This window comes from Sphingomonas sp., from assembly GCF_035998645.1.
Taxonomy (GTDB): domain Bacteria; phylum Pseudomonadota; class Alphaproteobacteria; order Sphingomonadales; family Sphingomonadaceae; genus Sphingomonas.
Genome location: NZ_DASYHL010000005.1, coordinates 647,419 through 671,535 on the forward strand (window position 1 = coordinate 647,419; position 24,117 = coordinate 671,535).

Here is a 24,117-nt window from a genome sequence, read left to right on the forward strand (position 1 = left end):
CAGCTATGCTCAGCCGTCTCAAGCTCGCGACAAAGATCACCCTTCTATCCTGTCTCGCGATGCTTGCGCTCGCCGCCTCGCTGGTGGTCACGACCCAATGGGCGCTCAATCAGGACATGCAGACGCGGGCGACCGAGCGGCAAGAGACGAACATGGGCGTCGCGCAGGAGGTGCTGAGCCGCTACGGCAAGCGCTTCTCGGTCGATGGCGACCGCATGCTGCTCGACGGACGCCCGCTCAACGGGTTCAACGATCCGGTCGACAAGGTGAAGAAGCTGGTCGGCTGCACCGCGACGATCTTCCTTGGCGACACCCGCATCGCGACCAATGTGGTCAAGGACGATGGCAGCCGCGCGGTCGGCACCAAACTCGCCCCCGGCCCGGTGTTCGACGCGGTGCTGCGCGACGGCAAGCCCTATCGCGGTCAGGCCGAGATTCTCGGCAAGGAATACTACACCGCCTATGATCCCATCCGCGACGCATCGGGCAAGACGATCGGCATCCTGTATGTCGGCATCCCGGTCGAGGATGTCGCGGGGAGCGCGTCCGGGCTAATCATGATGCTTGAGGAAATCGGCCTCGCTGCGCTGCTGATCGGCTGCGCGCTGCAATTCTATATCTGCCGCCGCCTGTTTGCGCCGATCACCGCGATGATCGCCTCGATGCGTCGCCTCGCCGAGGGCGATACCAACACCGAGATCGCCGGCGCTCACCGCCAGGACGAACTCGGCGACATGGCGCGTGCCCTCGCCATCCTGCAGGAAGCATCCGCCGCCCGCGCCGCTGCCGAGGCGGAAATCGCGCGCAACAAGGAGGCGCTCGACAAGGTCGTCCGCGCGCTGGGCGACGGGCTGAAGCGCGTGGCGCAGGGCAAGCTGACCCACGGCATCGACGCCGAATTCGACCCGCAATATGCCGCGCTGCGCACCGACTTCAATTCGGCCGTTGTCGCGCTGCAGGGGCTGGTCGGTGCGGTGATCGAATCGACCGTGGCGATCAAGGCCGGCACCGGCGAAATCTCCTTCGCGGCCGATGATCTTGCCCGCCGCTCCGAGAGCAACGCTGCCAGCATCGAAGAAACCACCGCCGCGATCGCGCAGATCAATGGCCGGCTCGAGCTGATGGCGCGCGCCGCGCAAGACGTGGTGTCGCGCGCGCAAGAGGCCGGCAGCGTCGTCGAGGAAGGCCGCACCACGGCGGAACGCGCGGTCGCGACGATGGGCCGCGTCAGCGAAAGCGCGCGCGGGATCGATGATGTCATCGAGGGCCTCGACAAAATCGCCTTCCAGACCCGCGTCCTCGCCATGAACGCCGCCGTCGAAGCGGGTCGTGCGGGCGAGGCAGGCCGCGGCTTCGCGGTGGTTGCCGACCTCGTCTCCGCCCTCGCGATGCGCGCCGAGGAAGAGGCGAAGCGCGCCCGCGAACAGCTGACCCTGACCCAGGATGAAGTCGCCGTCGCGGTCGATGCCGTGCGCAGCGTCGATGGCGCGCTGGCGCGGATCGTCGACACGGTCGGCACCGTCACCGGACTGGTCGCGACGATGGCGACCGACAACAGCTCCCAGTCCGCCGCGATGATCCAGATCGCCGCTGCCGTCGGCACGATGGACCAGTCGACCCAGCAGAACGCAGCGATGGTCGAGGAAACCTCCGCCGCCGCGCGCGGCCTGCTCGCTCAGGTCAACGCGCTGTCGGATCAGGCATCGCAGTTCGACGCGGGGCAACAGGCGGCCAGCACCTCAGCACGTCCCAAGCCCGTCGCGCCGCCAGCTCCTGCGCCGGCACCCGCCGCGATTGCGCAACCCGCCCAGCAGCCTCCCGCACGCCCCAAGCCGGTGCGCGCAACGGTTGCAGCGAAGCCCAAGGCCGCGCCGCTGGTCCGCCCGAAGCTGCCGATCACGACCAACGGCTCCGGTGCCGCTGCTGCAGCGGCGATCGACGACTGGGACGAGTTCTGACGCTAGGGTAGCGCCACTCAGGCGGGCGGAGACGGAGCCGCGTTTGTGCGCGGCCCCGTGAGCCCGGCGGCAAGCGCCACGAGCGCGCCCAACAGCGCCAGCGCCATGTCCTTGGGCGCGTCGAACATGTCGCCCTGCTGCCCATTATACTGGTCCGCCGCCTCCGGGCTGAGGCCCAGCGTCAGCATCCATTCGAAAATCTCGTAGAGCGCGCCGATCGCCAGCACCGCGAGCAGCATGAACACCATAGCCATCCGCCGCGTCAGCCCGGCATGGCGCATCCCGATCTCGACCAGCGGCAGCGCGAAGCACAGGCCGGATGCGAAATGCACCAGCCGGTCGAACATGTTGCGCTGAAACCCGAACATGGCATCGATGCTGAAGCCGAATGCTGCCTGCCCCCAGGCGTCGTAAGGCACGCTGCTATAGGTCCAGCGCGCCGCGAACAGGTGGAGCAGCACGAAGACGCAGGCCCAGCCCACGCTGGCGGTGCTCATCGGCCAGCGCCGCAATGCCCACCACGCCAGCGGCACGCCGGCCACCACCGGCCCGACCTGCAACCAGGTATTGGGCGGATAGGCCGCCCCCACCGCGCTCAACGGCACGCCCGCAAGGCATGCGAGCAGCCACCAGCGTTGCGCGGCGGGGAGGCCCATCGGGCTCGGCTCAGCCCTTCTTCAGATGGCGACGACCGAGCAGCTCGGCGATCTGCACCGCGTTCAGCGCCGCGCCCTTGCGCAGATTGTCGCTGACGCACCAGAAAGCGAGGCCGTTCTCGACGGTCGAATCCTCGCGCACCCGGCTGACGAAGGTCGCATAGTCGCCGACGCACTCGACCGGGGTGATATAGCCGCCATCCTCGCGCTTATCGATCAGCATGATCCCCGGTGCCTCGCGCAGGATGCTCTGCGCGTCCTCCGCCGACAGCTCGCGCTCCAGCTCGACATGCACCGCCTCGGAATGGCCGACGAACACCGGCACGCGCACACAGGTCGCGATCACCTTGACCTTGGGATCGAGGATCTTCTTGGTCTCGACCACCATCTTCCACTCTTCCTTGGTCGATCCATCGTCCAGGAAGCTGTCGATATGCGGGATCACGTTGAACGCGATCTGCTTGGTGAACTTCTTCGCTTCCGCGCTGTCGCCGACAAAGATGTTGCGCGACTGCTCGAACAGCTCGTCCATTCCCTCTTTGCCCGCGCCCGACACCGACTGATAGGTCGCGACGACCACGCGCTTGACCGTCGCGGCATCGTGCAGCGGCTTGAGCGCAACCACCATCTGCGCGGTCGAGCAGTTCGGGTTGGCGATGATGTTCTTGGCCTTATAGCCGTCGATCGCCTCCGGGTTCACTTCCGGCACGATCAGCGGCACATCGGGGTCCATGCGATAGAGCGAGCTGTTGTCGATCACCGTACAGCCGGCCTTGGCGAAACGCGGGGCGTGCAGCTTCGTCGCCTCGCTCCCGATCGCGAACAGCGCCATGTCCCAGCCGGTGGGATCGAAATTCTCGATATTTTGGATCTTATACTGTTTCCCGGTCTCGCCGAAATCGACCATATCGCCGGTCGAGCGCGAGGACGCGAGCACGGCTAGTTCGTCGATCGGAAATTCGCGCTCGGCCAGAATAGCGAGCATCTCGCGCCCGACATTGCCGGTGGCGCCTGCGACTACGACACGGTAACCCATCAATAGACCCTTTCATGCGGTCGACCCGCCCGGAACATGGGCAGGCACATAGTCATTCTTCGGTGGGAAGTCAGCGGGCCGTTCACGGCGCGCCGATGGAAATGTCTCGCGGCGGATACCCGAACCCGCGCGACCGGCCTTCAGCGGCGGGTCGCGGTCCGGGTGGTGATAATGGGCCGTTTTCGAAACATGCCGCGCCGTTAGCATCACTGTTGCGCGCGCGACAGCGAAATTCTTCTTTAGTTGCGGCAAAGCTCGGGTTGCGCGGGTGGACGGCGCGCGGTTGCCTCGCCTATGACCCGGCACATCAGAGGAGACCCGATCTTGGCCGACCATTTCGTCCGTCCCGACACCCGCGCCTTTCTCGACATGCTCGCCGCGATGCCGGAAATGCCGTGGCCGCCGCAGCCCGCCGCCTATCGCGCGCAATATCTGGCGATGAAGGATCTGGTCGATCTGCCGCAGGGCGAGCTGGCGACGGTCAAGGATCTGACCATCCCCGGCCCCGCCGGCCCGATCCCCGCCCGCCTGTTCGACGTGCGCGAAAGTCGCGAGCCGGGACCGGTCGTGCTGTTTTTCCACGGCGGCGGCTTCGTCATCGGCAATATCGACAGCCATGCGAGCTTCACTGCGGAAATGAGCCGCATGCTCGACCTGCCCGTCGTGTCGATCGACTACCGCCTCGCCCCCGAAAGCCCCTGGCCCGCCGCATCCGACGATTGCGAGGCAGCGGCACGCTGGGTCGCGTCCAACCCGGCGGAACTGGGCCGCGCAGTCACCGCGATCGCACTCGCCGGCGACAGCGCGGGCGGCCAGATCGCTGCGGTCGCCGCGATCGACCTGCGCGACGCTCCTGCCGCCGTGCCGGTGATCGGCCAGCTGCTGATCTACCCCGCCGCCGATTTCGATGGCGACTATGCCTCCGCCGATCATTTCGCGGAGGGCTATCTGCTCACGGCCAAGGGCATGGAGTGGTTCAACGAATGCTACGGCCCCGACTTCGATCACCCGCGCGCTTCGCCGATGCGCCATGCGACGCTGGAGGGGCTGCCCCCCGCGCTGGTGCTCACCGCCAGCCTCGACCCGATCCGCGATCAGGGCCGCGCCTATGCTGGCGCGCTGGCGGCCGCCGGCGTCCCCGTCATCTTCCGCGAGGCGGTCGGCACCATCCACGGTTTCATCACTTTGCGTCGCGCGATCCCGTCCGCCCAGGGTGACGTTGCCGGCATGCTCGTCGCGTTCCGCGCGCTACTGACCGAGGCTGAGGCGAACCGCGTCATGGCGCAGGCGGCGGCATGACCAGCTTCGCCCATCTTCCCTACCGCCCCTGCGCAGGCGTGATGCTGCTCAACACCGAGGGTCAGGTGTTCGTCGGCCAGCGGCTCGATTCGACGCTGGAGGCATGGCAGATGCCACAAGGCGGGATCGACCCGGGCGAAGACCCCCTCGACGCCGCCTATCGCGAGCTGTGGGAGGAAACCGGGGTCGTTCGCGACCATGTCGAACTGCTCGCCGCGCCCGAGATTGAGCTCGAATATGACCTGCCCGACGACCTTGTCGGCAAGGTATGGAAGGGCAAATGGCGCGGGCAGCGTCAGCGCTGGTTCCTGTTCCGCCTGAACGCGGGTGACGACGTGATCGACATCGCCACCGCCGAGCCCGAATTCCGCGCGTGGCGCTGGATCGACCCGCGCGAGCTTCCGCACGTGATCGTGCCGTTCAAGCGCACGCTCTATATCGACATCCTGCGCATATTCGCCGAGCCGCTCGGCATCGCAGAAGCGGGAGAGGCATGATGCTGCACCGCACTCGATCTTTGGCAGAAAATCGGGTAGTAACCGGTTACATGCGTAGCTCCCTGCTCCTTATCCTCGCGGCCCCGCTGCTGCTCGCCAACGCCGATGTGACGGCTTCGACTGCACCGGAAGCGCCTCCGCCGCCCAACCAGTCGGTCGAGCGCTCGTCGGAGGTCAAGGCGATGCTCGACGCCGCGATGAAGGCGGGCGACGAGGGCGCGGTCAACGCGATCGTCAAATATGCCAAGGCCGCCGACAAGGAACGCGCCGCACAGTTCGAATCCACCGCCAGCGCGTGGAAGCGCGCGCGTCGCGAGGCCGCCGAACGCCGCCTGCGCGAGGCCAAGTTCCTCGATCTGGTCAAGGGCCGGGCCGAACTCGGCGGCTATTTTACCACCGGCAACACCGAAACGCTGGGCCTGACCGGCATTCTCGACGTCAAGCGTGAGGCATTGCGCTGGCGGCACAAGCTGCGCGTGCAGGCCGACTATCAGGAAAGCCTCGGCCAGACGGTGCGCGAACGCTACCTCGCCGCCTATGAGCCGAACTGGAAGATCGACGACCGCGCCTATGTCTATGGCGCGGCGCAGTTCGAGAGCGACCGCTTCCTCGGCTTCGACGAACGCTACGCCATCTCGGCCGGGGCCGGCTATTCGGCGGTCAAATCGCCCGCGCTGACCCTCGACCTCGAAATCGGCCCTGCGTTTCGCTACACCGACTTCGTGACAGCCCCGACCGAGCGCCAGATCGCCGCGCGCGGCAAACTCGACCTCGACTGGAAGCTGAGCAAGGGCGTGACCTTCAGCCAGGACGCCTCGGCATTCGTCGAGCAACAGAACAGCACGATCACCGGCAAAACCGCGCTGCGTGTCAAGCTGTTCGGCCCCTTCTCGACCCAGATGTCCTATGCCGTGAACTATGAAAGCGCGCCGCCCAACGGCCGCAAGTCGACCGACACAACGACCCGCGCGTCGCTGCTGGTGGATTTCTAGGGCTACCTTCTGTTTCGCGGCACCGGCCCGCTCCCCCAACCCGGCCACCCAGCGCGAGCATGATATGGGTGGCCGGGTGGGGGAGCGGGCCGGTGCCGCTTCAGCGAAGCTGAACACAGCAAACAACTGTCACAGTAACTTCACACGATTGTAACATTCGGCGAAATCGGGCATCGGGCCGCAACCCGGAGCCACAGCCATTCGCCAGATCGCCGCATTACCGTATCGCACCGAAGGGACCGCCATCGATGCCCCCGTGCGCGTGATGCTCGTCACGTCGCGCGGCACTGGCCGCTGGGTGATCCCCAAGGGCAACGTCGCCAGCGGCATGCCCCCGCACCTCGCCGCGGCCGAAGAGGCCGAGGAGGAGGCCGGTGTCATCGGCGCGGCCTGCCCCACCCCGATCGGCGCCTATCGCTATCGCAAGCGGCGCGGCAACGGCGCCTATCTGATGGCCGATGTCGAGGTATTCCCGCTCGCCGTCACCGCCGAACTCGCCCGCTGGAAGGAACAGGACCAGCGCGAGCGCCGCTGGTTCACGCTCGAAGAAGCCGCCGACGCGGTCGACGAACCCGACCTCAGCGACCTGATCCGCAGCTTCGGCCCGACCGAATTCAATGCCGCCGCGCGGCGCACGAGCATGTTCGCCGTCGTCGCCCAGAAATCGAAAGCTCATCACATGTTCGCGTGGTTTCAGCGCCTTCTGCCCAAGACCGGAAATTTCTTCGAGCTGTTCGAGGCGCATGCGGTGACCATCACCGCCGCTGCAGACGCGCTGGCGCGCCTGTTCCAGGGCAATGGTCCGACGCAGGACCATATCCGTGAGATCATCGAGCGTGAGCATGACGCCGACGGGATCATCCGTGAGGTGCTGCAGACCGTCCGCAAGACCTTCCTCACCCCGTTCGACCGAAGCGCGATCACCAGCCTGATCGGCGCGATGGACGATGCGATCGACGAGATGCAGGCCGCCGCCGCCGCCGTCGACCTGTACGAGGTGAACACGTTCGAGCCCGAGATGCGCGACATCGTCGCCATCATCGTCGATGCCGCGCGGCTGACTGCCGAGGCGATGCCGCTGCTGCGCGATGTCGCGAAGAATGGCGTGCGGCTGCACGAGCTGACCGAGCGTCTGGTGCGGATGGAGGGGCATGCCGACGACATCCACGACGCCGGCGTGCGCCGCGCGTTCAAGGCCTATGGCGACGATGCGATGAAGTTCATGGTCGCGCGCGAGATCTACAAGCATCTCGAACGAATCACCGACGCGCTGGAGGATGTCGCGAACGAGATCGACGGCATCGTCATCGACCACGCCTGATCCGATCCGATGCACGAACTCGCCTTTCCGCTGCTCGTCGGCCTTATCATCCTCGCGCTGGCGTTCGATTTCCTCAACGGCCTGCACGACGCCGCCAATTCGATCGCGACCGTCGTCGCGACGCGGCTGCTCGGCCCGGTGCAGGCGGTCGGTTTCGCCGCCTTCTTCAACTTCGCGGCCTATTTCCTCACCCTCGCCTGGCCCGAACTGCACAAGGTTGCCGAGACGATCGGCAAGGGGCTGATCGACAAGGATCTGGTCACGCCTTCGGTCGTGTTCGGCGCGCTGGTCGGTGCGATGTTCTGGAACATCGTCACCTGGTGGAAGGGCATCCCCTCCTCCTCCAGCCACGCGCTGGTCGGCGGGATCGTCGGCGCGGGCGTCGCGCATGCCGGCTTCACCGGCATCCAGTGGAGCGGCCTCAACAAGACCCTCATCGCGATCGTCCTCTCACCGCTGCTCGGCATGTTGCTGGCGATGCTGGTGATGCTGCTGTCGAGCTGGGCGCTGCATCGCGTGAGCAACCGCAACGCCGAAAAGAGCTTCCGCTGGCTCCACCTCGCCTCGTCCGCCGCCTATTCGACCGCGCACGGCCTCAACGACGCACAAAAGACGATGGGGATCATCACCGTGCTGCTCTATTCGACCGGCTATCTGTCGGGCGAGTTCCACGTCCCGCACTGGGTCGCCATCTCCTGCTACATCGCGATCGCGATGGGCACGTTGTCCGGCGGGTGGAAGATCATCGAGACGATGGGCACCCGCATTACCAAGCTGTCGCAGCATCAGGGGTTCAGCGCCTCGACCGGTGGATCGATCATGGTCTTCACCGCCTCGCTGCTCGGCATCCCGGTCTCGACCACCCACACCATCACCGGCAGCATCATCGGCGCAGGCACCGCCCGGCGTGCGAGCGCGGTGCGCTGGGGCGTCGCGCAGAATGTCATCGCGGCATGGGTGATCACCATTCCCGCATCGGCGGCGGTCGGCGCGCTGTTCTACATGCTCACCCGGCTATTCTAACTCGTAACGCCTGATACTTTTACCGAGACGGGGGGTTCACCCGCCGCGGATCAGCCGATACACCCGGTGCATGGGGCTGAATGCAACCGAAGCCGTCGCCGTCGAAGCGGCCCGCGCCGCGCCGATGCTGGCGCAGGTCGAACGCTGGGTCGCGGTCAATAGCGGCACGCGCAACCTGACCGGACTGGCCACGATGGCGGGCCTGCTCGCCGACGCCTTTTCGGCGTTGCCCGGCGACCTGACGCTGGTCGAATCCGCGCCGGTCGAGATGGTCGACACCAGCGGCACCGTCCAGTCGCTCGCGCATGGCCGCCACCTGCACCTGCGCGTACGGCCGCGAGCGCCGGTGCAGATGCTGTTCACTGGCCATATGGACACGGTCTTCCCCGCCGATCACCCGTTCCAGACCGCAACCTGGCTGCCCGACGGCATCCTCAACGCTCCGGGCGCGGCGGACATGAAGGGCGGGCTGTCGCTGATGCTCGCCGCGCTGCGCGCGGTCGAGGCAACCCCGGCGGCCGCACGCTTCGGCTATGAAGTCGTGATCAACTCGGACGAGGAAACCGGCTCCTTCGCCTCCGCCGCGCTGATCGCACAGGCCGCGCAGGGCAAGGTCGCGGCGCTCACCTACGAACCCGCGCTCCCCGACGGCACACTCGCGGGCGCGCGCGGCGGGACCGGCAATTTCTCGATCGTCGTGCGCGGGCGCAGCGCGCACGCCGGTCGCAACCCGCGCGACGGCCGCAACGCGCTGGTCGCCGCCGCCGATCTCGCGCTGCGCCTGTCGCAGCTGATGACCGACGATTTGTCGGTCAACCCGGCGCGGATCGAGGGCGGCGGGCCGAACAATGTCGTGCCCGATCTCGCCATCCTGCGCGTCAATTTCCGCCCCGCCTCGCCCGACGCTATCCAGCGCGCTGGCGTGGCCGTCCACGCCCTCGCCGACGCCATTGCCGCCGAACATGATGTCTCGGTCCATGTCCATGGCGGCTTCAACCGCCCGCCCAAACCGCTCGACCCGGGCGCGGAGCGCCTGTTTGGTCTGGTCAAACAGGCCGGTGCCGATCTCGACATCCCCGTCGCCTGGAAAGCCACCGGCGGGGTGTGTGACGGCAACAACATCGCCGCCTGTGGCGTCCCCGTCGTCGACACGATGGGCGCGCGCGGCGGCGCCATTCATTCGCAGGAGGAATTTCTGATCCCCGACAGCCTGCCCGAACGTGCCGCCCTCTCGGCGCTCACCATCCTGCGCATCATCGAAAAGGGCCGCGTATGACCTTCATCATCCGCCCCGCCCGTGCCGACGACCTGCAGCATCTCTACGAGATGGCCAAGCTGACCGGCGGCGGCTTCACCAACCTGCCCCCCGAAAAACCCGCGCTCAAGACCAAGCTCGAGCGCAGCGCGGAAGCGTTCGCCCGCACCGATGATGCGAAGAAGGACGAACTGTTCGTCCTCGTCCTCGAGAACACCGCGACGCAGGAAGTACGCGGCACCTGCCAGATCTTCACCCAGGTCGGCCAGCGCTGGCCCTTCTACTCCTATCGCATGGGCACGGTGACCAAGCATAGCGAGGCACTCAACCGCACCTTCCGCGCCGAAATTCTCAATCTCGTCAACGATCTGGAGGGGGCGAGCGAGGTCGGCGGGCTGTTCCTCCACCCGGGCGAGCGCGCCGGGGGCCTCGGCATGCTGCTCGCGCGCAGCCGCTATCTGTTCATCGCGATGCACCGCGCGCGCTTCGCCGACCGCATTCTGGCCGAATTGCGCGGTGTGATCGACGAGGCCGGCGGATCGCCATTCTGGGACGGAGTCGCGGGCCGCTTCTTCGGGATGAGCTTCCAGCAGGCGGACGAGTTCAACGCGATCCACGGCAACCAGTTCATCGCCGACCTGATGCCCCGCCACCCGGTCTACACCGCGATGCTCACCGAACATGCCCGCAGCGTCATCGGCGTCCCCCACCCGTCCGGCCGCGCGGCGATGCGGATGCTGGAGCATGAAGGGTTCGCGTTCGAGAATTACATCGACATCTTCGACGGCGGCCCAACCATGACCGCGCGGACCGACCATGTCGTGACGATCCGCGACTGCCGGACCCAGCCAGTGGCGGACATCGCGCCGGGCGGCGACGCGAGCATCATCGCGCGCGGCACGCTCGCCGAGTTCCGCGCGTGTCATGGCCGGATCACGCGCGGAGCGGAGGGCGTGACGCTCGACCCCGCCGCCGCCGCTTTGCTCGACGTCGCGGCGGGACAGGACGTGTGCCATGCCCCGCGTTGAGATCAACTTCGACGGCATCATTGGCCCCAGCCACAATTATGCCGGCCTCAGCCACGGCAACCTCGCCGCCACCCGCAATCAGGGCGCAGTGTCGCAACCCCGCGCCGCCGCACTGCAGGGGATCGCGAAGATGCGCGCCAACCTGGCGCTCGGACTGACGCAGGGCATTCTCCTCCCCCATGCCCGCCCCGACCATCGCTGGCTGGACACGCTGGCAACGACCTACGCCGAAGCAGCGCCGCACCTTCAGGCACAGGCGCTGTCGGCCTCGGCGATGTGGGCCGCCAACGCCGCTACCGTCTCCCCCGCCCCCGACACCGCCGATGGCCGCTGCCACCTCAGCGTCGCCAACCTCGTGACGATGCCGCATCGCAGCCATGAATGGCCCGAGACGCTCGCCCAGCTGCGCCTTGCCTTCGCGCACGACGCCTTCCGCGTCCACGGCCCCGTCCCCGCCCCGTTCGGCGACGAGGGCGCGGCCAACCACATGCGCCTCGCCCCCGAGCATGATGCGCCCGGCGTCGAAGTCTTCGTCTATGGCATCAGCGGCGGCCCCTTCCCCGCGCGCCAGCATCGCGAGGCGAGCGCAGCCGTCGCCCGCCGCCACGGCCTCGACCCCGAACGCACCCTGTTCGTGCAGCAGTCCGAAGAGGCGATCGCCGCCGGCGCCTTCCACAATGACGTCGTCGCGGTCGCCAACGCAAACGTCCTCTTCGCGCACGAACTCGCCTTCGCCGACAAGGACGCCTTCTACGCCGACCTGCGCCGCCTGATGCCCCGCGTCGAGATCGTCGAGGTGCCCGCCGCCGAAGTCAGCCTCGCCGACGCGATCAGCTCCTATCTGTTCAACGCCCAGCTGGTGACGCTGCCGGGCGGCGAGACCGGCCTCATCCTCCCCACCGAAGCCTGCGATACCCCAAGCGTGTGGAGCTGGCTCCAGCGCCATGTCGCGGGCAACGGCCCGATCCGCCATCTCGAGGTGGTCGATGTGCGCGAGTCGATGGCCAATGGCGGCGGCCCCGCCTGTCTGCGCCTGCGCGTCGTCGCCGACCCCGCGACGGTCGACCCCCGCTTCCTGGTCGACCCCGCCAAACTCGATCGCATCGCCGCAGTGATCGAAGCGCACTGGCCCGAACGGATCGCACAGGATGAGATCGCCGACCCCGCGCTCATCGCACGCATTGCCACCGCGCGAACCGCGTTGCTCGACCTGCTCGGCATCGACCCCGCCGCCCTGTCGGGTTAATTGACAGGTAACCATATTCGTTAACGCGAAATCGGCGATTTCCGCGCTTGGCCCGGGCCTTGCTTAACGACTACCATGTTGTCGCGCGTCAAACGTCTCTTCACCATCAAGACCAGATTCGAGGCATTTGCCGTGATCTATGGCCTTGGCGTCGGGGCGGTCGATCGCGGAATCCACTATCTTGAGCAATATCCCGGGATCGGCGGCTGGCTGCTGTTCGCGGTCTGCCCAATCGCCGTCTTCATGGCGGGTGGACGGATTCTCGACTCGCTTGATGCGGGGATCGAATAGCGTCCTTGGGCTCGCCGCGCGCGCGTCTGGGCCACGGCGCGCATCGCTACGCCTCGGCCCTGACCGCCACCACCCTCATTCGAACTCCAGGATCGCCGCGTCCACCGCCAGGCTGTCGCCAGCGGCAAAGTTGATCGCCTTGACCACGCCCGCCTTCTCGGCGCGCAGGATGTTCTCCATCTTCATCGCCTCGACCACCGCGAGCGGCTGACCCGCCTCGACCTTCTCGCCCTCGCCCACTTCGATCCGCGTCAGCAACCCCGGCATCGGCGCGAGCAGGAAGCGGCTCATGTCCGGCGGGATCTTCGCGATCATGTGGCGGGCAAGCTCAGCCACGCGCGGTGCATAGACCTTCACATCGTGCGACGCACCGCGTGCGCGCAGCATCCAGCCCGCCCGCGTGTGCTTGACGCCTGCGCTCAGCAATTCCTCACCATCGATACGGAATTGCGCCAGCCGCTGTCCCGGCTGCCAGCCGGTGGCAATGTCGAGCGGCGCTTCATTTGGATCGAAATTGACCAGCAGGCCACCGTCATAGCCATCGACAATGATATCAAACCGCTCGTCCCCAATCAGCACGACACGCGCGCTCGACAGGGTCGGCGTGGCGAGCTGCCCGGAAATCTCGACCGCCCGCGCAGCCTGAATCAGGTCCAGCACCGTCGCCACCGCCGCCAGCTTGCGCAGCAGCGCCGCATCGGCAGGCGCGCCCGCGAACCCCTCGGGATATTCCTCCGCGATAAAGCCCGTGGTCAGCGCCCCCGAACGAAAGCGCGGATGCTGCATCAGCGCCGACAGAAAATCGATATTGTTGCCCAGCCCCTCCAGCTCGAAGCGATCGAGCGCCGCGACCTGCAAATCCGCTGCCTCCTCACGCGTCGGCGCCCAGGTGATCAGCTTGGCGATCATCGGGTCATAGAACATGCTGACCTCGCCCCCCTCGGCGACGCCATCATCGACGCGGATATAACCCTTCTGCTCTTGCTCCCCTCCCGCTTGGGGGAGGGCCTGTTCGAAGGGCAAGCCTTCTGACCGCTTCCGCGCCCGGAAGGGCTCCTGCCGCGCCTGCGCCTCAGGCGGCCGATACCGCACCAGCCGCCCCGTGCTCGGCAAAAACCCGCGATACGGATCCTCGGCATAGACGCGGTTCTCGATCGCCCAGCCGGTCAGCGTCACCTCATCCTGCGTGAACGCAAGGCGTTCACCCGCCGCGACCCGGATCATCTGCTCGACCAGATCGAGCCCGGTAATCGCCTCGGTCACCGGATGCTCGACCTGCAGCCGCGTGTTCATCTCGAGGAAGTAGAACCCCTCCCCGGTCTTGTCCGCGCCCGAAACGATCAACTCGACCGTCCCGGCGCTGTAATACCCAACGGCCCGCGCCAGCGCGACCGCCTGTTCGCCCATCTTGCGGCGCATCTCGGGCGTGACGAAGGGCGACGGCGCTTCCTCGACCACCTTCTGGTGCCGCCGCTGGATCGAACATTCGCGCTCGCCCAGATAGAGGATGTTGCCATGCTGATCGCCGATCAGCTGGATCTCGATATGGCGCGGCTGTTCGATGAACTTCTCAATGAACACGCGGTCGTCGCCGAACGACGCCAGCCCCTCGCGCTTGGTCGCCTCAAAGCCCTCGCGGACGTCCTGCTCGCTCCACGCCAGCCGCATCCCCTTGCCGCCGCCGCCGGCCGAGGCCTTCATCATCACCGGATAGCCGATGTCCGACGCGATCTTCACCGCCTCATCGGTATCGGCGATCTCGCCCAGATAGCCGGGGACGACATTGACCCCCGCCGCCTTGGCGAGCTTCTTGGACTCGATCTTGTCCCCCATCGCCGCGATCGCATTGGCCGGCGGCCCGACAAAGGCGATCCCCGCCTCCGCACACGCCTTGGCAAAGCTCTCCCGCTCCGAGAGGAACCCGTATCCCGGATGGATCGCATCCGCGCCGGTGGCCTTCGCCGCGGCCAGGATCAGCTCAGCCTTGAGATAGCTCTCCGCCGCCGGCGCCGGCCCCAGCCGCACCGCCTCGTCGGCCATCAACACATGCGGCGCGCGCGCATCAGCGTCGGAATAGACCGCGACGGTGGCGATCCCCATCCGCTTGGCGGTGCGGAACACACGGCACGCAATCTCACCACGATTGGCGACCAGGATTTTCTTGAACATTATCGCGTCTTTCGATTGCGGAAGTATAGCCAGCCGGCGGCGAGCCAGAGCGACGCCCCGATTATCGCGCCAACCGTCGCGAATGTTCTGACGGATGCCACGCAAGGTTCGAACGGCGTCGGCTCCAGCCGATCCATGCAGTCGAACCCCGCCATGCGGTAATCGAACCAGCAAAATGCAAGCCAGAGGAGCACGATGACGGTCGCGGTCACATACGCTGCGGTGCTGGCCCGAGCCGTCACTCCGCGGCCTCCAGCTCCGTCTTCACCTCGCCCGCCATCGCCCGCATCCCCAGCCGCGCAAACAGCGCCGCGTCCTTGTCGTCGCCGGCATTCCCCGTGGTCAGCAGCTTGTCTCCAGTGAAGATCGAATTCGCCCCCGCCATGAAGCAGAGCGCCTGCGTCTCATCGCTCATGCTCTCGCGCCCGGCGGACAGCCGCACCATCGACTCCGGCATCGTGATCCGCGCCACCGCGACCGTTCGGACGAACTCGACCTGGTCGATCTTCGCCAGCGGCGTGTCGTGGAGCATGTCACCCAGCACCGTGCCCTTGACCGGCACCAGCGCGTTCACCGGCACGCTCTCGGGGTGCTTGGGCAGCGTCGCCAGCGCATGGATAAATCCGACGCGGTCGCCGCGCGTCTCGCCCATCCCGACGATCCCGCCGCAACACACGTTGATCCCCGCCTCACGCACATGGTCCAGCGTTTCCAGCCGGTCCTCGAACGTCCGCGTGGTGATCACCTCGGCATAGCGCTCCGGCGACGTGTCGATATTGTGGTTGTAATAATCCAGTCCGGCATCGGCGAGTTGCGCCGCCTGCCCCTCGGTCAGCATGCCCAGCGTCATGCAGGTTTCCATGCCCATCTGGCGCACGCCCTTCACCATCTCGACGATGGCGGGCATGTCGCGGTCCTTGGGGTTGCGCCACGCCGCGCCCATGCAGAAGCGCGACGAGCCATTATCCTTCGCCTGCGCAGCCGCCTGCAGCACCGCGCGCACGTCCATCAGCTTGGTCGCCTTCAGCCCTGTCTCGGCATGGGTGGATTGATTGCAGTACCCGCAATCCTCCGGGCACCCCCCGGTCTTGATGCTGAGCAGCGTCGACAGCTGCACCTCATCCGCGGCGAACTGCGCGCGGTGGACGGTGGCGGCCTGATAGACCAGCTCCATGAACGGCAGGTCGAACAGCGCGGCGATCTCGTCGCGGGTCCAGTCGGTACGCAGCATCAGAACAGGCTCCGGGTGAAAAGATAAGTGAACATGCCCAGACCAACGGCCAGCAGCAGAGGGGCGACGGCAGCATAACGGGTCGCAGCGGGCCGAACGGGTACGCCCTTTGACCGGGCATTCACCATTTCGCCAACGCCAGTGAACGCTAAAAGCCCGGCAAGGCACAGGACGCCAAGCGCGGCGACCAGCAACTCCTTGCCTCGCCCATCCGCGGGCACGCGATCGGCCAGCGCCAGTACGCCCCCCAGCGAAAGAACACAGAGCGACGTGAGGTATTTGAAATAATCGTAGAGCATCGCGCTGCCATCGGTGTCCGAGGCTGAAACGCGGCTTTCGTCATCATCGATCATTCGGCGGCCTCCTCGCGCGGTGGCATATTGTGGCCGAGCAGGGTCAGCACTTCCTCAGCAGCATTAACCAGATTGGTCCCCGGCCCAAAGATCGCCTGAACCCCCGCGTCGCGCAGGATCTGATAGTCCTGCGCCGGGATCACCCCGCCCGCGATCACCTTGATATCGCTCCGCCCGGCATCGCGCAGATGCCCGATAAGCTGCGGGATCAGCGTCTTGTGCCCCGCCGCAAGGCTGGAGACGCCGACCACATCGACATCCTCGGCCAGCGCCAGCTCGGCTGCTTCCTGCGGCGTCTGGAACAACGGGCCGGGAACCACCTTGAACCCCAGATCGCCAAACGCCGACGACACGAGGTTCGCCCCGCGATCATGCCCGTCCTGGCCCATTTTGGCGACCAGCATGCGCGGCGCGCGGCCCAGCCGCCGCTCCGTCGCGGCAACGCCGTCCTTCAGCCGCTCCCAGCTTTGGTCCGCATCATAAGCGCCGCCATAGACGCCCTTGACCGGCGTCGGCACGGTCCCGTGCCGCCCGAACACATCCTCCATCGCCAGGCTGATCTCGCCCAGCGTCGCGCGATGCCGCGCCGCCACAACCGCCAGCTCCAGCAGATTACCATCGCCCCGCGCGCCCTCACGCAGCGCATCCAGCGCCGCCCGGCACGCCGCATCGTCCCGCTCCGCCTTCACGCGCGCGATCCGCGCCACCTGCGCCTCGCGCACGGCGTGGTTATCGATGTCGAGCGTCTCGATCGGGTCTTCCTCGGCCTTGCGGTATTTATTGACCCCGACGATCACCTGCTCGCCCCGGTCGATCCGCGCGGCAGTGGCGGCGGCGGCTTCCTCGATCATCGCCTTGGGCCAGCCGGCGGCGACCGCCTTGGCCATCCCGCCCTCGCCCTCGACCCGCTCGATGATCGCCCACGCCTTGTCGACCAGCTCCTGTGTCAGCGCCTCGACATAATAGCTGCCGCCGAGCGGATCGACGACATTGGTCATCCCCGTCTCTTCCTGGATCACCAGCTGGGTATTGCGGGCAATGCGCGCGGAGAAATCCGTCGGCAGCGCAATGGCTTCGTCGAGCGCATTGGTGTGCAGGCTCTGCGTCCCGCCCAGCATCGCCGCCATCGCCTCGATCGTCGTGCGGATGACGTTGTTGTACGGATCCTGCTCGGTCAGCGACACACCGCTGGTCTGGCAGTGCGTCCGCAGCATCTTGCTGCGCTCATCCTGCGCGCCCAGCTGCGTCATCACGCGGTGCCACAGCACGCGCGCCGCCCGCAATTTAGCGACTTCCATGAAGAAGTTCATACCGATTGCGAAGAAGAAGCTCAGCCGCCCGGCAAATTTGTCGATGTCGAGGCCGCTGGCGACCCCGTATTTCACATAGTCCATGCCGTCGGCGATGGTGAAGGCCAGCTCCTGCACCTGCGTCGCCCCGGCCTCCTGCATATGATAGCCGGAAATCGAAATACTGTTGAATTTCGGCATCTTGGCCGAGGTATATGCAAAGATATCTGAAATGATCCGCATCGACGGCTCGGGCGGATAGATGTACGTGTTGCGGACCATGAACTCCTTCAGAATGTCGTTCTGAATGGTCCCGTCGAGCAGGCTCTGGTCGACCCCCTGCTCCTCCCCCGCGACAATGAAGAAGGCGAGGATCGGGATCACCGCGCCATTCATCGTCATGCTGACCGACATCTGGTCGAGCGGAATCCCGTCGAACAGGATCTTCATGTCCTCGACGCTGTCGATCGCGACGCCAGCCTTGCCGACATCGCCCGTCACGCGCGGATGGTCGCTGTCATAGCCGCGATGCGTCGCCAGATCGAACGCGACCGACAGCCCCTTCTGCCCCGCCGCCAGATTGCGGCGATAAAAGGCGTTGGATTCCTCGGCGGTCGAAAACCCCGCATATTGCCGGATCGTCCACGGCCGCCCGGCATACATCGACGCGCGCACCCCGCGCGCGAACGGCGCAAAGCCGGGCATCCCCGGATCGGCAGTGACATCCTCCGCGGTGTACAGCGGCTTGACGTCAATCCCCTCCGGCGTGCGCCACGTCAGGTCGCGGCCCTTCACTTCCTTGTCGGCCAGCGCCTTCCAGGCTTCGGGGGTCGGCTTCTCACTCATCTACTTACCCTTGAACTCCGGCGCGCGCTTGCCGAGAAACGCCATCACGCCTTCGCGGAAATCCTCGGTCTTGCCCGCAATGCGCTGATGCGCCGCCTCGACGCTCAGCGTCTCCGACAGCGTGTTGTTGAGCGCCGCCTTGATCTGCGCACGGATCAGGCCGAGCGCGATCGTCGGCTTGGCGGCGAGCGTCGCCGCGAGCTTGCCCGCCTCAGCCATCAGCGCGTCGTCCTCGACCACGCGCGCGACCAGCCCTGCATCCTTGGCGTCATCGGCGAACATCTTCTCGCCCAGCAACGCCATTTCCAGCGCCTTGGCCCGTCCCGCCGACTTGGCGACCAGCCAGGTCGCGCCGCAATCGGGCACCAGCCCGATATTGCTGAAGGCGAGCAGCAGATACGCGCTCTTCGCCATCACCACGATGTCTCCGCCCAGCGCGATGCCGACACCAGCACCCGCCGCCGGCCCGTTGATCGCGGTGACGATCGGGATCGGCAGCTTCGATAGCGTCTCGGCCAGCGGGTTGTAATGAAACTCTAGGCTCTCCGCCGGATCGACCGGCCCGCGATCCATCCGCCCGGCCAGATCCGCGCCCGAACAGAATGCCCGCCCCTCCCCGGTGAGCAGCACCGCCCGCGCGCCCTCATTCACCGCGCGCAACAGCGATGCTCGGATCAGGTCGAGCATGTCGAACGTCACCGCATTTAGCCGCTCGGGCCGGTTCAGCCGGATCGTCGCGACGCCATTATCGAGGCTGTAAAGGACGGTCTCGTCGGTCAATGCGCCTCTCCCTTCGGCGTTTCCATGATCTCGGTCAGCACCCCGCCCATGTCGCGCGGATGGACGAAGAAGATCAACGTCCCATGCGCCCCGATACGCGGCTCGCCCAGCACCCGCGCGCCCTTGTCCTCGAACCACGCCTTGGCCGCGTGAATATCCGGGACTTCGTAGCACAGGTGATGCTGCCCGCCCGCCGGGTTCTTCGCCAGAAACCCGTGAATTGGCGAGTCCGCGCCCAGCGGCTCGATCAGCTCGATCTGGGTGTTCGGCGTATCGACGAAGCACACCTTCACCCCCTGCGCCGGCAGGTCGAAGGGTTCATGGATCGTCTCCGCCCCCATCACAGCGCGATAAAAGGTGATCGAGTCCGCGATCGACGGCGTCGCAACGCCGATATGGTTGAGCCGGCCGAGTTTCACGTCTTCTCCCCTCCCGCTTGCGGGAGGGGCCGGGGGAGGGCCTGTCCGCACGCGGTGTAGCTGACGGAAAGGGACACGCCCTCCCCTAACCCCTCCCGCAAGCGGGAGGGGGACTGAAGGCCGATGTCCGCAAGCGCCAGCCCGTTCAACATGACAGCCGCGACTCCTTTTCCAGCGGCACGAACTTCCCATCGCGATATTCATAGCGTTCGACGAACTTCGCCGTACCGGTCGCCTGCACCGCGAACGACTTGCCCTTCACGATATCGGTGATCTTGCCCTCAAGCCGGATCAGCGGTTCGCCGCCAAAGGTCTTGCCGGTCGTATCATCGACCGCGCCCTCGTTCGACGACGACAGCCACACCCGTTCCGACTGCACCGGCCCCTCGGGCTTCAACTCGGTGATCGACGCCCCGCCGCACGAATAGCCCTGCGCCGCGTCACCGCTCTCGACATAAATCGCGGGGCGATCGGTAAACTCTTCGGTGACCCGCCATTCGGGCACCGCACCCCAGCCAGAGCCGCGCACCAGCGTCGGCCATTTGCCCGTAACCTCAAACCCGTCACCCTGCGGCTTCAGATAAGCAATCGCCAGCGCCCCCGAACAGGCATGGCAATCGGACTCATTCGCCCCGGGGCTCAGCAGCACCGCAGTATCGCCGATCCACAACAGCTGGCGCGGCTTCACATTGATGACACCGGCATCGTCTTCCTGCACCTGCGCCGCCCCATCCTTGCCATAGGTCGTGCGGAAGGCGAGCTTGAGCTGCTCGGTCTCGGGCAGTGCGCGCACGCCGGTCGGCGTCGGGGTCGCAGACGGCACCGGCGCGGTCGTGTTGCCGGTTTCGGGTGCTTGCTGGCAACCGCTGAGCAGCACAAGCGCGCCCGCAAGCGCAGCGCCGCCATGATTGAGAAATCCCAGTTTCATGGTTGAATAACCTTCACTGCCACGACCGCTATCATCGCAAGCGAAAGAGCCCAAACCGCCCAGCCCCAGCGCATTACACGTCCCCACGAACCCGGAGGGTCGGCGGTCAACATCGTAAAATGAGGGCTCTGCTTCAGCGCAATCATCGTCAACATCATCGTCGACCCAAAAAGCGCAATGATCGCCACCTGCGCTAACATCAGAAGCGTATTTTCACTCACAGCGGAATATTGTCATGCTTCTTCCACGGATTCTCGAGGCTTTTGTTCCTCAGCTTCCGCAGCCCCAGCGCGATCCGCCGCCGGGTTGAATGCGGCATGATCACCTCGTCCACAAACCCCTTGCTCGCCGCGACGAACGGGTTAGCGAACCGCGCCTCATATTCCGCAGTCTTCTCGGCGATCTCTTCCGGGGTGCGCCCGCGAAAGATGATCTCCACCGCGCCCTTCGCGCCCATCACAGCGATCTCCGCCGTCGGCCAGGCATAGTTCAAATCACCGCGCAGGTGCTTCGACGCCATCACGTCATACGCCCCGCCATAGGCCTTGCGCGTGATCACGGTGATCTTGGGCACCGTCGCCTCAGCGTAGGCGAACAGCAGCTTCGCGCCATGCTTGATGATGCCGCTATGCTCCTGCCCGACGCCCGGCAGGAAGCCCGGCACGTCGACAAAGGTCACGATCGGAATCTCGAACGCATCGCAAAAGCGCACGAACCGCGCCGCCTTCTTGGACGAGTTGATGTCGAGCACGCCCGCCAGCACCATCGGCTGGTTGGCGACGATGCCGACGGTACGCCCCTCGATCCGGCCAAAACCGATCAGGATGTTGCCGGCATGCGTCGGCTGGACCTCAAAGAAATCGCCCTCGTCGACCGTATTCCGGATCAGCTCATGCATGTCGTACGGCTGGTTGGCGCTCGGCGGGATCAGCGTGTCGAGGCTGTGCTCGAGGCGATCCCACGGGTCACTGCACGGACGCTCCGGCACAGGTTCGCGGTTGCTCGCGGGAAGGAAGTCCACGAAGTCGCGCGCCGCCAGCAGCGCCTCGATATCATTTTCGAACGCCACATCGGCAACGCCCGACTTCGTGGTATGCGTCACAGCTCCGCCCAGTTCCTCCTGCGTGACGATCTCGTTGGTAACGGTCTTCACTACATCCGGGCCGGTGACGAACATGTACGATGAATCCTTCACCATGAAGATGAAGTCGGTCATCGCGGGAGAATAGACCGCACCACCAGCGCACGGCCCCATGATCAGCGAAATCTGCGGCACCACACCTGACGCCAGCACGTTGCGCTGGAACACCTCGGCATAGCCTGCCAGCGACGCGACGCCCTCCTGAATCCGCGCGCCGCCGCTGTCGTTCAGGCCGATCACGGGCGCGCCGACCTTCATCGCCATGTCCATGATCTTGCAGATCTTCTGCGCGTGTCGTTCCGACAGCGATCCGCCGAACACGGTGAAATCCTGGCTGAACACGAACACGAGGCGACCGTTGATCGTGCCCGATCCGGTGACGACGCCGTCGCCCGGCACGATCTGCTCCGGCATCCCGAAATCGACGCAGTTATGCTCGACATACATGTCCAGCTCTTCGAACGATCCCTCATCGAGCAGTACCTCCAGCCGCTCGCGCGCGGTCAGCTTGCCCTTGGCATGCTGCGCGTCGATCCGCTTCTGGCCCCCGCCCAGCCGGGCCGCAGCGCGGCGGCGTTCGAGTTCCTCGATCGTCGAAGACATGGCGTACTCCCTTGGCCAGCCCCTGCACAGGACACGGGCGCACACGCAAATGCAATGTTGCGAAGTTGCATTGTTCATATCTGCGGATATTGTGAGGCCATGGAACAGCGCCGCCGTCTCTTCGCCGGAAACCGCGTCCGCGATCTGCGCAAGCGGCTCGCTTTGCCCCAGGCCGCGCTCGCCACCCGGCTGGGCGTTTCGGTCAGCTACCTCTCACAGATCGAGAATGAGGAACGTCCGCTCACTCCGCCGGTGCTGATCGCGCTCAGCCGCGAGTTTCCCGATTTATGGGGTGAGGTCGGCAGCGACGACAGCACCGCCGAACTGGTCCGTGCGATCGAGGCGGCGACCGACACCAGCATCCCCACCGCAACGCTGGACGAAGCCGCCGTCCAGCGCGGCGTCGAGAAACACCCCGCCCTCACCCGCCGCATGGTCGCGCTCCACGACGCCTGGCGCCGCAGTCAGGCGCAGCTGCACGTGCTCGACGACAAGGTCGAAAGCGGCGCAGGTCGCGGCGGCGCCTTGCCGTGGGAGGCGGTGCGCGACTGGTATCAGGCCGAGGGCAATTACATCGACCCGCTCGACCGCGCGGCCGAGGCGCTGGCCGACGGCTTCGACCATCCCCGCGCGATCGAGGATCGGCTGCACCGCTGGCACGGCATCGCGATCGAGGAGGCCCGCGACGACGATCTGCGCCTCTCGCGCTTCGACCCCGAATATCGGCGGCTGATCATCAGTGGCGTGCTCCCGCCCGAAAGCCGCGCCTTCCTCCTCGCCCAGCGCCTCGCGAGCCTTGAGTTCACGAACGAGATGCGCGCGGTCGCCGAAGCCAGCGGCCTCGCCTCACCCGAAGCGCGCGAGTTGCTCGGACTCGGCCTCGCCAACTACGCCGCCGGGGCGCTGCTGATGCCCTATGCGCGCTTCCGCGAATCGGCGCGCGACCTGCGCCACGATATCGACCGGCTGCGCCAGCGCTTCGGCACCAGCTTCGAACAGGCCTGCCACCGGCTCTCGACGCTCCAGCGCCCCGGCGCGCAGGGCATCCCCTTTTTCTTCTGTCGCGTCGATATGGCCGGGAACATCACCAAGCGGCACTCGGCCACGCGGCTGGAGTTCGCCCGCTTCGGCGGCGCCTGCCCGTTATGGGTGGTGCATGAGGCAGTGGCGATTCCCGACCGCATCCTGACCCAGCTTGCCGAGACGCCGGACGGCGCGCGCTACGTGATCATGGCCAAGGGGCTGGTAAAGCCGTCCGCCAGCTACGACCGCCCCCCGCGCCGCTACGCCGTAGCGCTGGGCTGCGAAGAGACACACGCCGCAGAGTTCGTCTATGCCGACAGCCTGCGTCCGGGTGGCGTTGCGACACCGATCGGCACCAGCTGCCGCATCTGCCCACGCAGCGATTGCGACCAGCGCGCCTTCCCCCCGGCGGCGAGCGAGATTCGCATCGACCCCGATATCCGCGCGGCCGTTCCCTACAGCTTTTAGTGGTCCTGCGACTCGCGATCCGCAGCCGGCCCATACGGGTCCAACTCACGACGCTTGCACCGCATGCAGGTGCGATAGCCCTCACGCGAGCGGCTATGGGTCCATCTATGGCCGCGAATCAGGCACGTGATGACGCTGAGTATTCCCATGGCCGCTTTCTAGCACATAGAATGCTCAAAACGCTAGAAATCTAGAGGCTTGTTACGGACTCATAACAAGCTGCCCGAGCCACGCGACGGGCCGGAAGCCCCTGCTTCTGGTCGCC

At 66.2% G+C, this 24,117-nt stretch carries 22 protein-coding genes; 11 read left to right on the forward strand and 11 right to left on the reverse strand.

Going from position 1 to position 24,117, the window contains the following annotated elements:
• Nucleotides 1-59 precede the first annotated feature (59 nt).
• The gene (locus VGN66_RS16790; protein WP_327519933.1) at nt 60-1,958 is read left to right on the forward strand and encodes a methyl-accepting chemotaxis protein; all 1,899 of its coding nucleotides are present in this window, start codon (nt 60-62) and stop codon (nt 1,956-1,958) included.
• 17 nt (nt 1,959-1,975) lie between these two features.
• On the opposite strand, the gene VGN66_RS16795 is transcribed toward VGN66_RS16790, so the two are convergent.
• Both VGN66_RS16795 and VGN66_RS16800 read right to left on the reverse strand, forming a co-directional pair.
• Nucleotides 1,976-2,614: a DUF2238 domain-containing protein gene (locus VGN66_RS16795; RefSeq protein ID WP_327519934.1), complete on the reverse strand. Its 639-nt coding sequence runs from the start codon at nt 2,612-2,614 to the stop codon at nt 1,976-1,978.
• Between the two features lie 10 nt (nt 2,615-2,624).
• Nucleotides 2,625-3,650 carry an aspartate-semialdehyde dehydrogenase gene (locus VGN66_RS16800; protein ID WP_327519935.1) on the reverse strand — a complete coding sequence of 342 codons (1,026 nt, stop codon included), beginning with the start codon at nt 3,648-3,650 and terminating at the stop codon, nt 2,625-2,627.
• A gap of 294 nt (nt 3,651-3,944) precedes the next feature.
• Here VGN66_RS16800 and VGN66_RS16805 point away from each other — a divergent pair, with 294 nt between their 5' ends.
• From VGN66_RS16805 to VGN66_RS16845, 9 genes are all read left to right on the forward strand, one after another.
• A complete protein-coding gene (locus tag VGN66_RS16805; RefSeq protein ID WP_327519936.1) occupies nt 3,945-4,949 on the forward strand; it encodes an alpha/beta hydrolase in 1,005 nt (334 codons plus the stop codon).
• Nucleotides 4,946-5,446 carry an RNA pyrophosphohydrolase gene (locus tag VGN66_RS16810; RefSeq protein WP_327519937.1) on the forward strand — a complete coding sequence of 167 codons (501 nt, stop codon included), beginning with the start codon at nt 4,946-4,948 and terminating at the stop codon, nt 5,444-5,446. The genes VGN66_RS16805 and VGN66_RS16810 overlap by 4 nt, the downstream gene beginning before the upstream one ends.
• A 50-nt stretch (nt 5,447-5,496) precedes the next feature.
• A complete protein-coding gene (locus VGN66_RS16815; RefSeq protein ID WP_327519938.1) occupies nt 5,497-6,438 on the forward strand; it encodes a DUF481 domain-containing protein in 942 nt (313 codons plus the stop codon).
• A 262-nt stretch (nt 6,439-6,700) separates the two neighbouring features.
• Nucleotides 6,701-7,759, forward strand: coding sequence for a DUF47 family protein (locus VGN66_RS16820; protein ID WP_327519939.1), 1,059 nt, complete (start codon nt 6,701-6,703; stop codon nt 7,757-7,759).
• Between the two features lie 9 nt (nt 7,760-7,768).
• Complete coding sequence (locus VGN66_RS16825) at nt 7,769-8,782, forward strand: anion permease (RefSeq protein ID WP_327519940.1); 1,014 nt, start codon at nt 7,769-7,771, stop codon at nt 8,780-8,782.
• 70 nt (nt 8,783-8,852) lie between these two features.
• Nucleotides 8,853-10,058, forward strand: a complete 1,206-nt coding sequence (locus VGN66_RS16830; protein ID WP_327519941.1) for a hydrolase — start codon at nt 8,853-8,855, stop codon at nt 10,056-10,058.
• On the forward strand, nt 10,055-11,065 hold the full coding sequence (locus VGN66_RS16835; protein ID WP_327519942.1) for an arginine N-succinyltransferase: 1,011 nt from the start codon (nt 10,055-10,057) through the stop codon (nt 11,063-11,065). Before VGN66_RS16830 ends, VGN66_RS16835 begins: the two co-directional genes overlap by 4 nt.
• Nucleotides 11,052-12,311 carry an N-succinylarginine dihydrolase gene (locus tag VGN66_RS16840; protein ID WP_327519943.1) on the forward strand — a complete coding sequence of 420 codons (1,260 nt, stop codon included), beginning with the start codon at nt 11,052-11,054 and terminating at the stop codon, nt 12,309-12,311. Before VGN66_RS16835 ends, VGN66_RS16840 begins: the two co-directional genes overlap by 14 nt.
• A 75-nt stretch (nt 12,312-12,386) precedes the next feature.
• Nucleotides 12,387-12,602, forward strand: coding sequence for a hypothetical protein (locus VGN66_RS16845; protein WP_327519944.1), 216 nt, complete (start codon nt 12,387-12,389; stop codon nt 12,600-12,602).
• 75 nt (nt 12,603-12,677) lie between these two features.
• On the opposite strand, the gene VGN66_RS16850 is transcribed toward VGN66_RS16845, so the two are convergent.
• The 9 genes from VGN66_RS16850 to VGN66_RS16890 all read right to left on the reverse strand — a co-directional run bounded on the left by VGN66_RS16850 (nt 12,678) and on the right by VGN66_RS16890 (nt 22,361).
• Complete coding sequence (locus VGN66_RS16850; RefSeq protein ID WP_327519945.1) at nt 12,678-14,771, reverse strand: acetyl/propionyl/methylcrotonyl-CoA carboxylase subunit alpha; 2,094 nt, start codon at nt 14,769-14,771, stop codon at nt 12,678-12,680.
• A gap of 238 nt (nt 14,772-15,009) precedes the next feature.
• Nucleotides 15,010-16,002: a biotin synthase BioB gene (bioB, locus tag VGN66_RS16855; RefSeq protein ID WP_327519946.1), complete on the reverse strand. Its 993-nt coding sequence runs from the start codon at nt 16,000-16,002 to the stop codon at nt 15,010-15,012.
• Nucleotides 16,002-16,355, reverse strand: coding sequence for a hypothetical protein (locus VGN66_RS16860; protein WP_327519947.1), 354 nt, complete (start codon nt 16,353-16,355; stop codon nt 16,002-16,004). Before VGN66_RS16860 ends, bioB begins: the two co-directional genes overlap by 1 nt.
• Nucleotides 16,352-18,490: a methylmalonyl-CoA mutase gene (gene scpA, locus VGN66_RS16865; RefSeq protein WP_327519948.1), complete on the reverse strand. Its 2,139-nt coding sequence runs from the start codon at nt 18,488-18,490 to the stop codon at nt 16,352-16,354. Before scpA ends, VGN66_RS16860 begins: the two co-directional genes overlap by 4 nt.
• Nucleotides 18,491-19,270 carry an enoyl-CoA hydratase-related protein gene (locus tag VGN66_RS16870; protein WP_327519949.1) on the reverse strand — a complete coding sequence of 260 codons (780 nt, stop codon included), beginning with the start codon at nt 19,268-19,270 and terminating at the stop codon, nt 18,491-18,493. It lies immediately after the preceding gene.
• On the reverse strand, nt 19,267-19,689 hold the full coding sequence (gene mce / locus VGN66_RS16875) for a methylmalonyl-CoA epimerase (protein ID WP_327519950.1): 423 nt from the start codon (nt 19,687-19,689) through the stop codon (nt 19,267-19,269). The genes VGN66_RS16870 and mce overlap by 4 nt, the downstream gene beginning before the upstream one ends.
• Before the next feature lie 145 nt (nt 19,690-19,834).
• Nucleotides 19,835-20,617 carry a hypothetical protein gene (locus tag VGN66_RS16880; protein WP_327519951.1) on the reverse strand — a complete coding sequence of 261 codons (783 nt, stop codon included), beginning with the start codon at nt 20,615-20,617 and terminating at the stop codon, nt 19,835-19,837.
• Entirely contained in the window at nt 20,614-20,838 is a 225-nt protein-coding gene (locus VGN66_RS16885; RefSeq protein ID WP_327519952.1) for a hypothetical protein, read from the reverse strand. The genes VGN66_RS16880 and VGN66_RS16885 overlap by 4 nt, the downstream gene beginning before the upstream one ends.
• The gene (locus tag VGN66_RS16890) at nt 20,835-22,361 is read right to left on the reverse strand and encodes an acyl-CoA carboxylase subunit beta (protein WP_327519953.1); all 1,527 of its coding nucleotides are present in this window, start codon (nt 22,359-22,361) and stop codon (nt 20,835-20,837) included. The genes VGN66_RS16885 and VGN66_RS16890 overlap by 4 nt, the downstream gene beginning before the upstream one ends.
• Nucleotides 22,362-22,460: 99 nt before the next feature.
• Between VGN66_RS16890 and VGN66_RS16895 the strand changes: the two genes are divergently transcribed.
• On the forward strand, nt 22,461-23,852 hold the full coding sequence (locus VGN66_RS16895) for a helix-turn-helix domain-containing protein (RefSeq protein WP_327519954.1): 1,392 nt from the start codon (nt 22,461-22,463) through the stop codon (nt 23,850-23,852).
• The last annotated feature ends 265 nt before the right edge of the window (nt 23,853-24,117 follow it).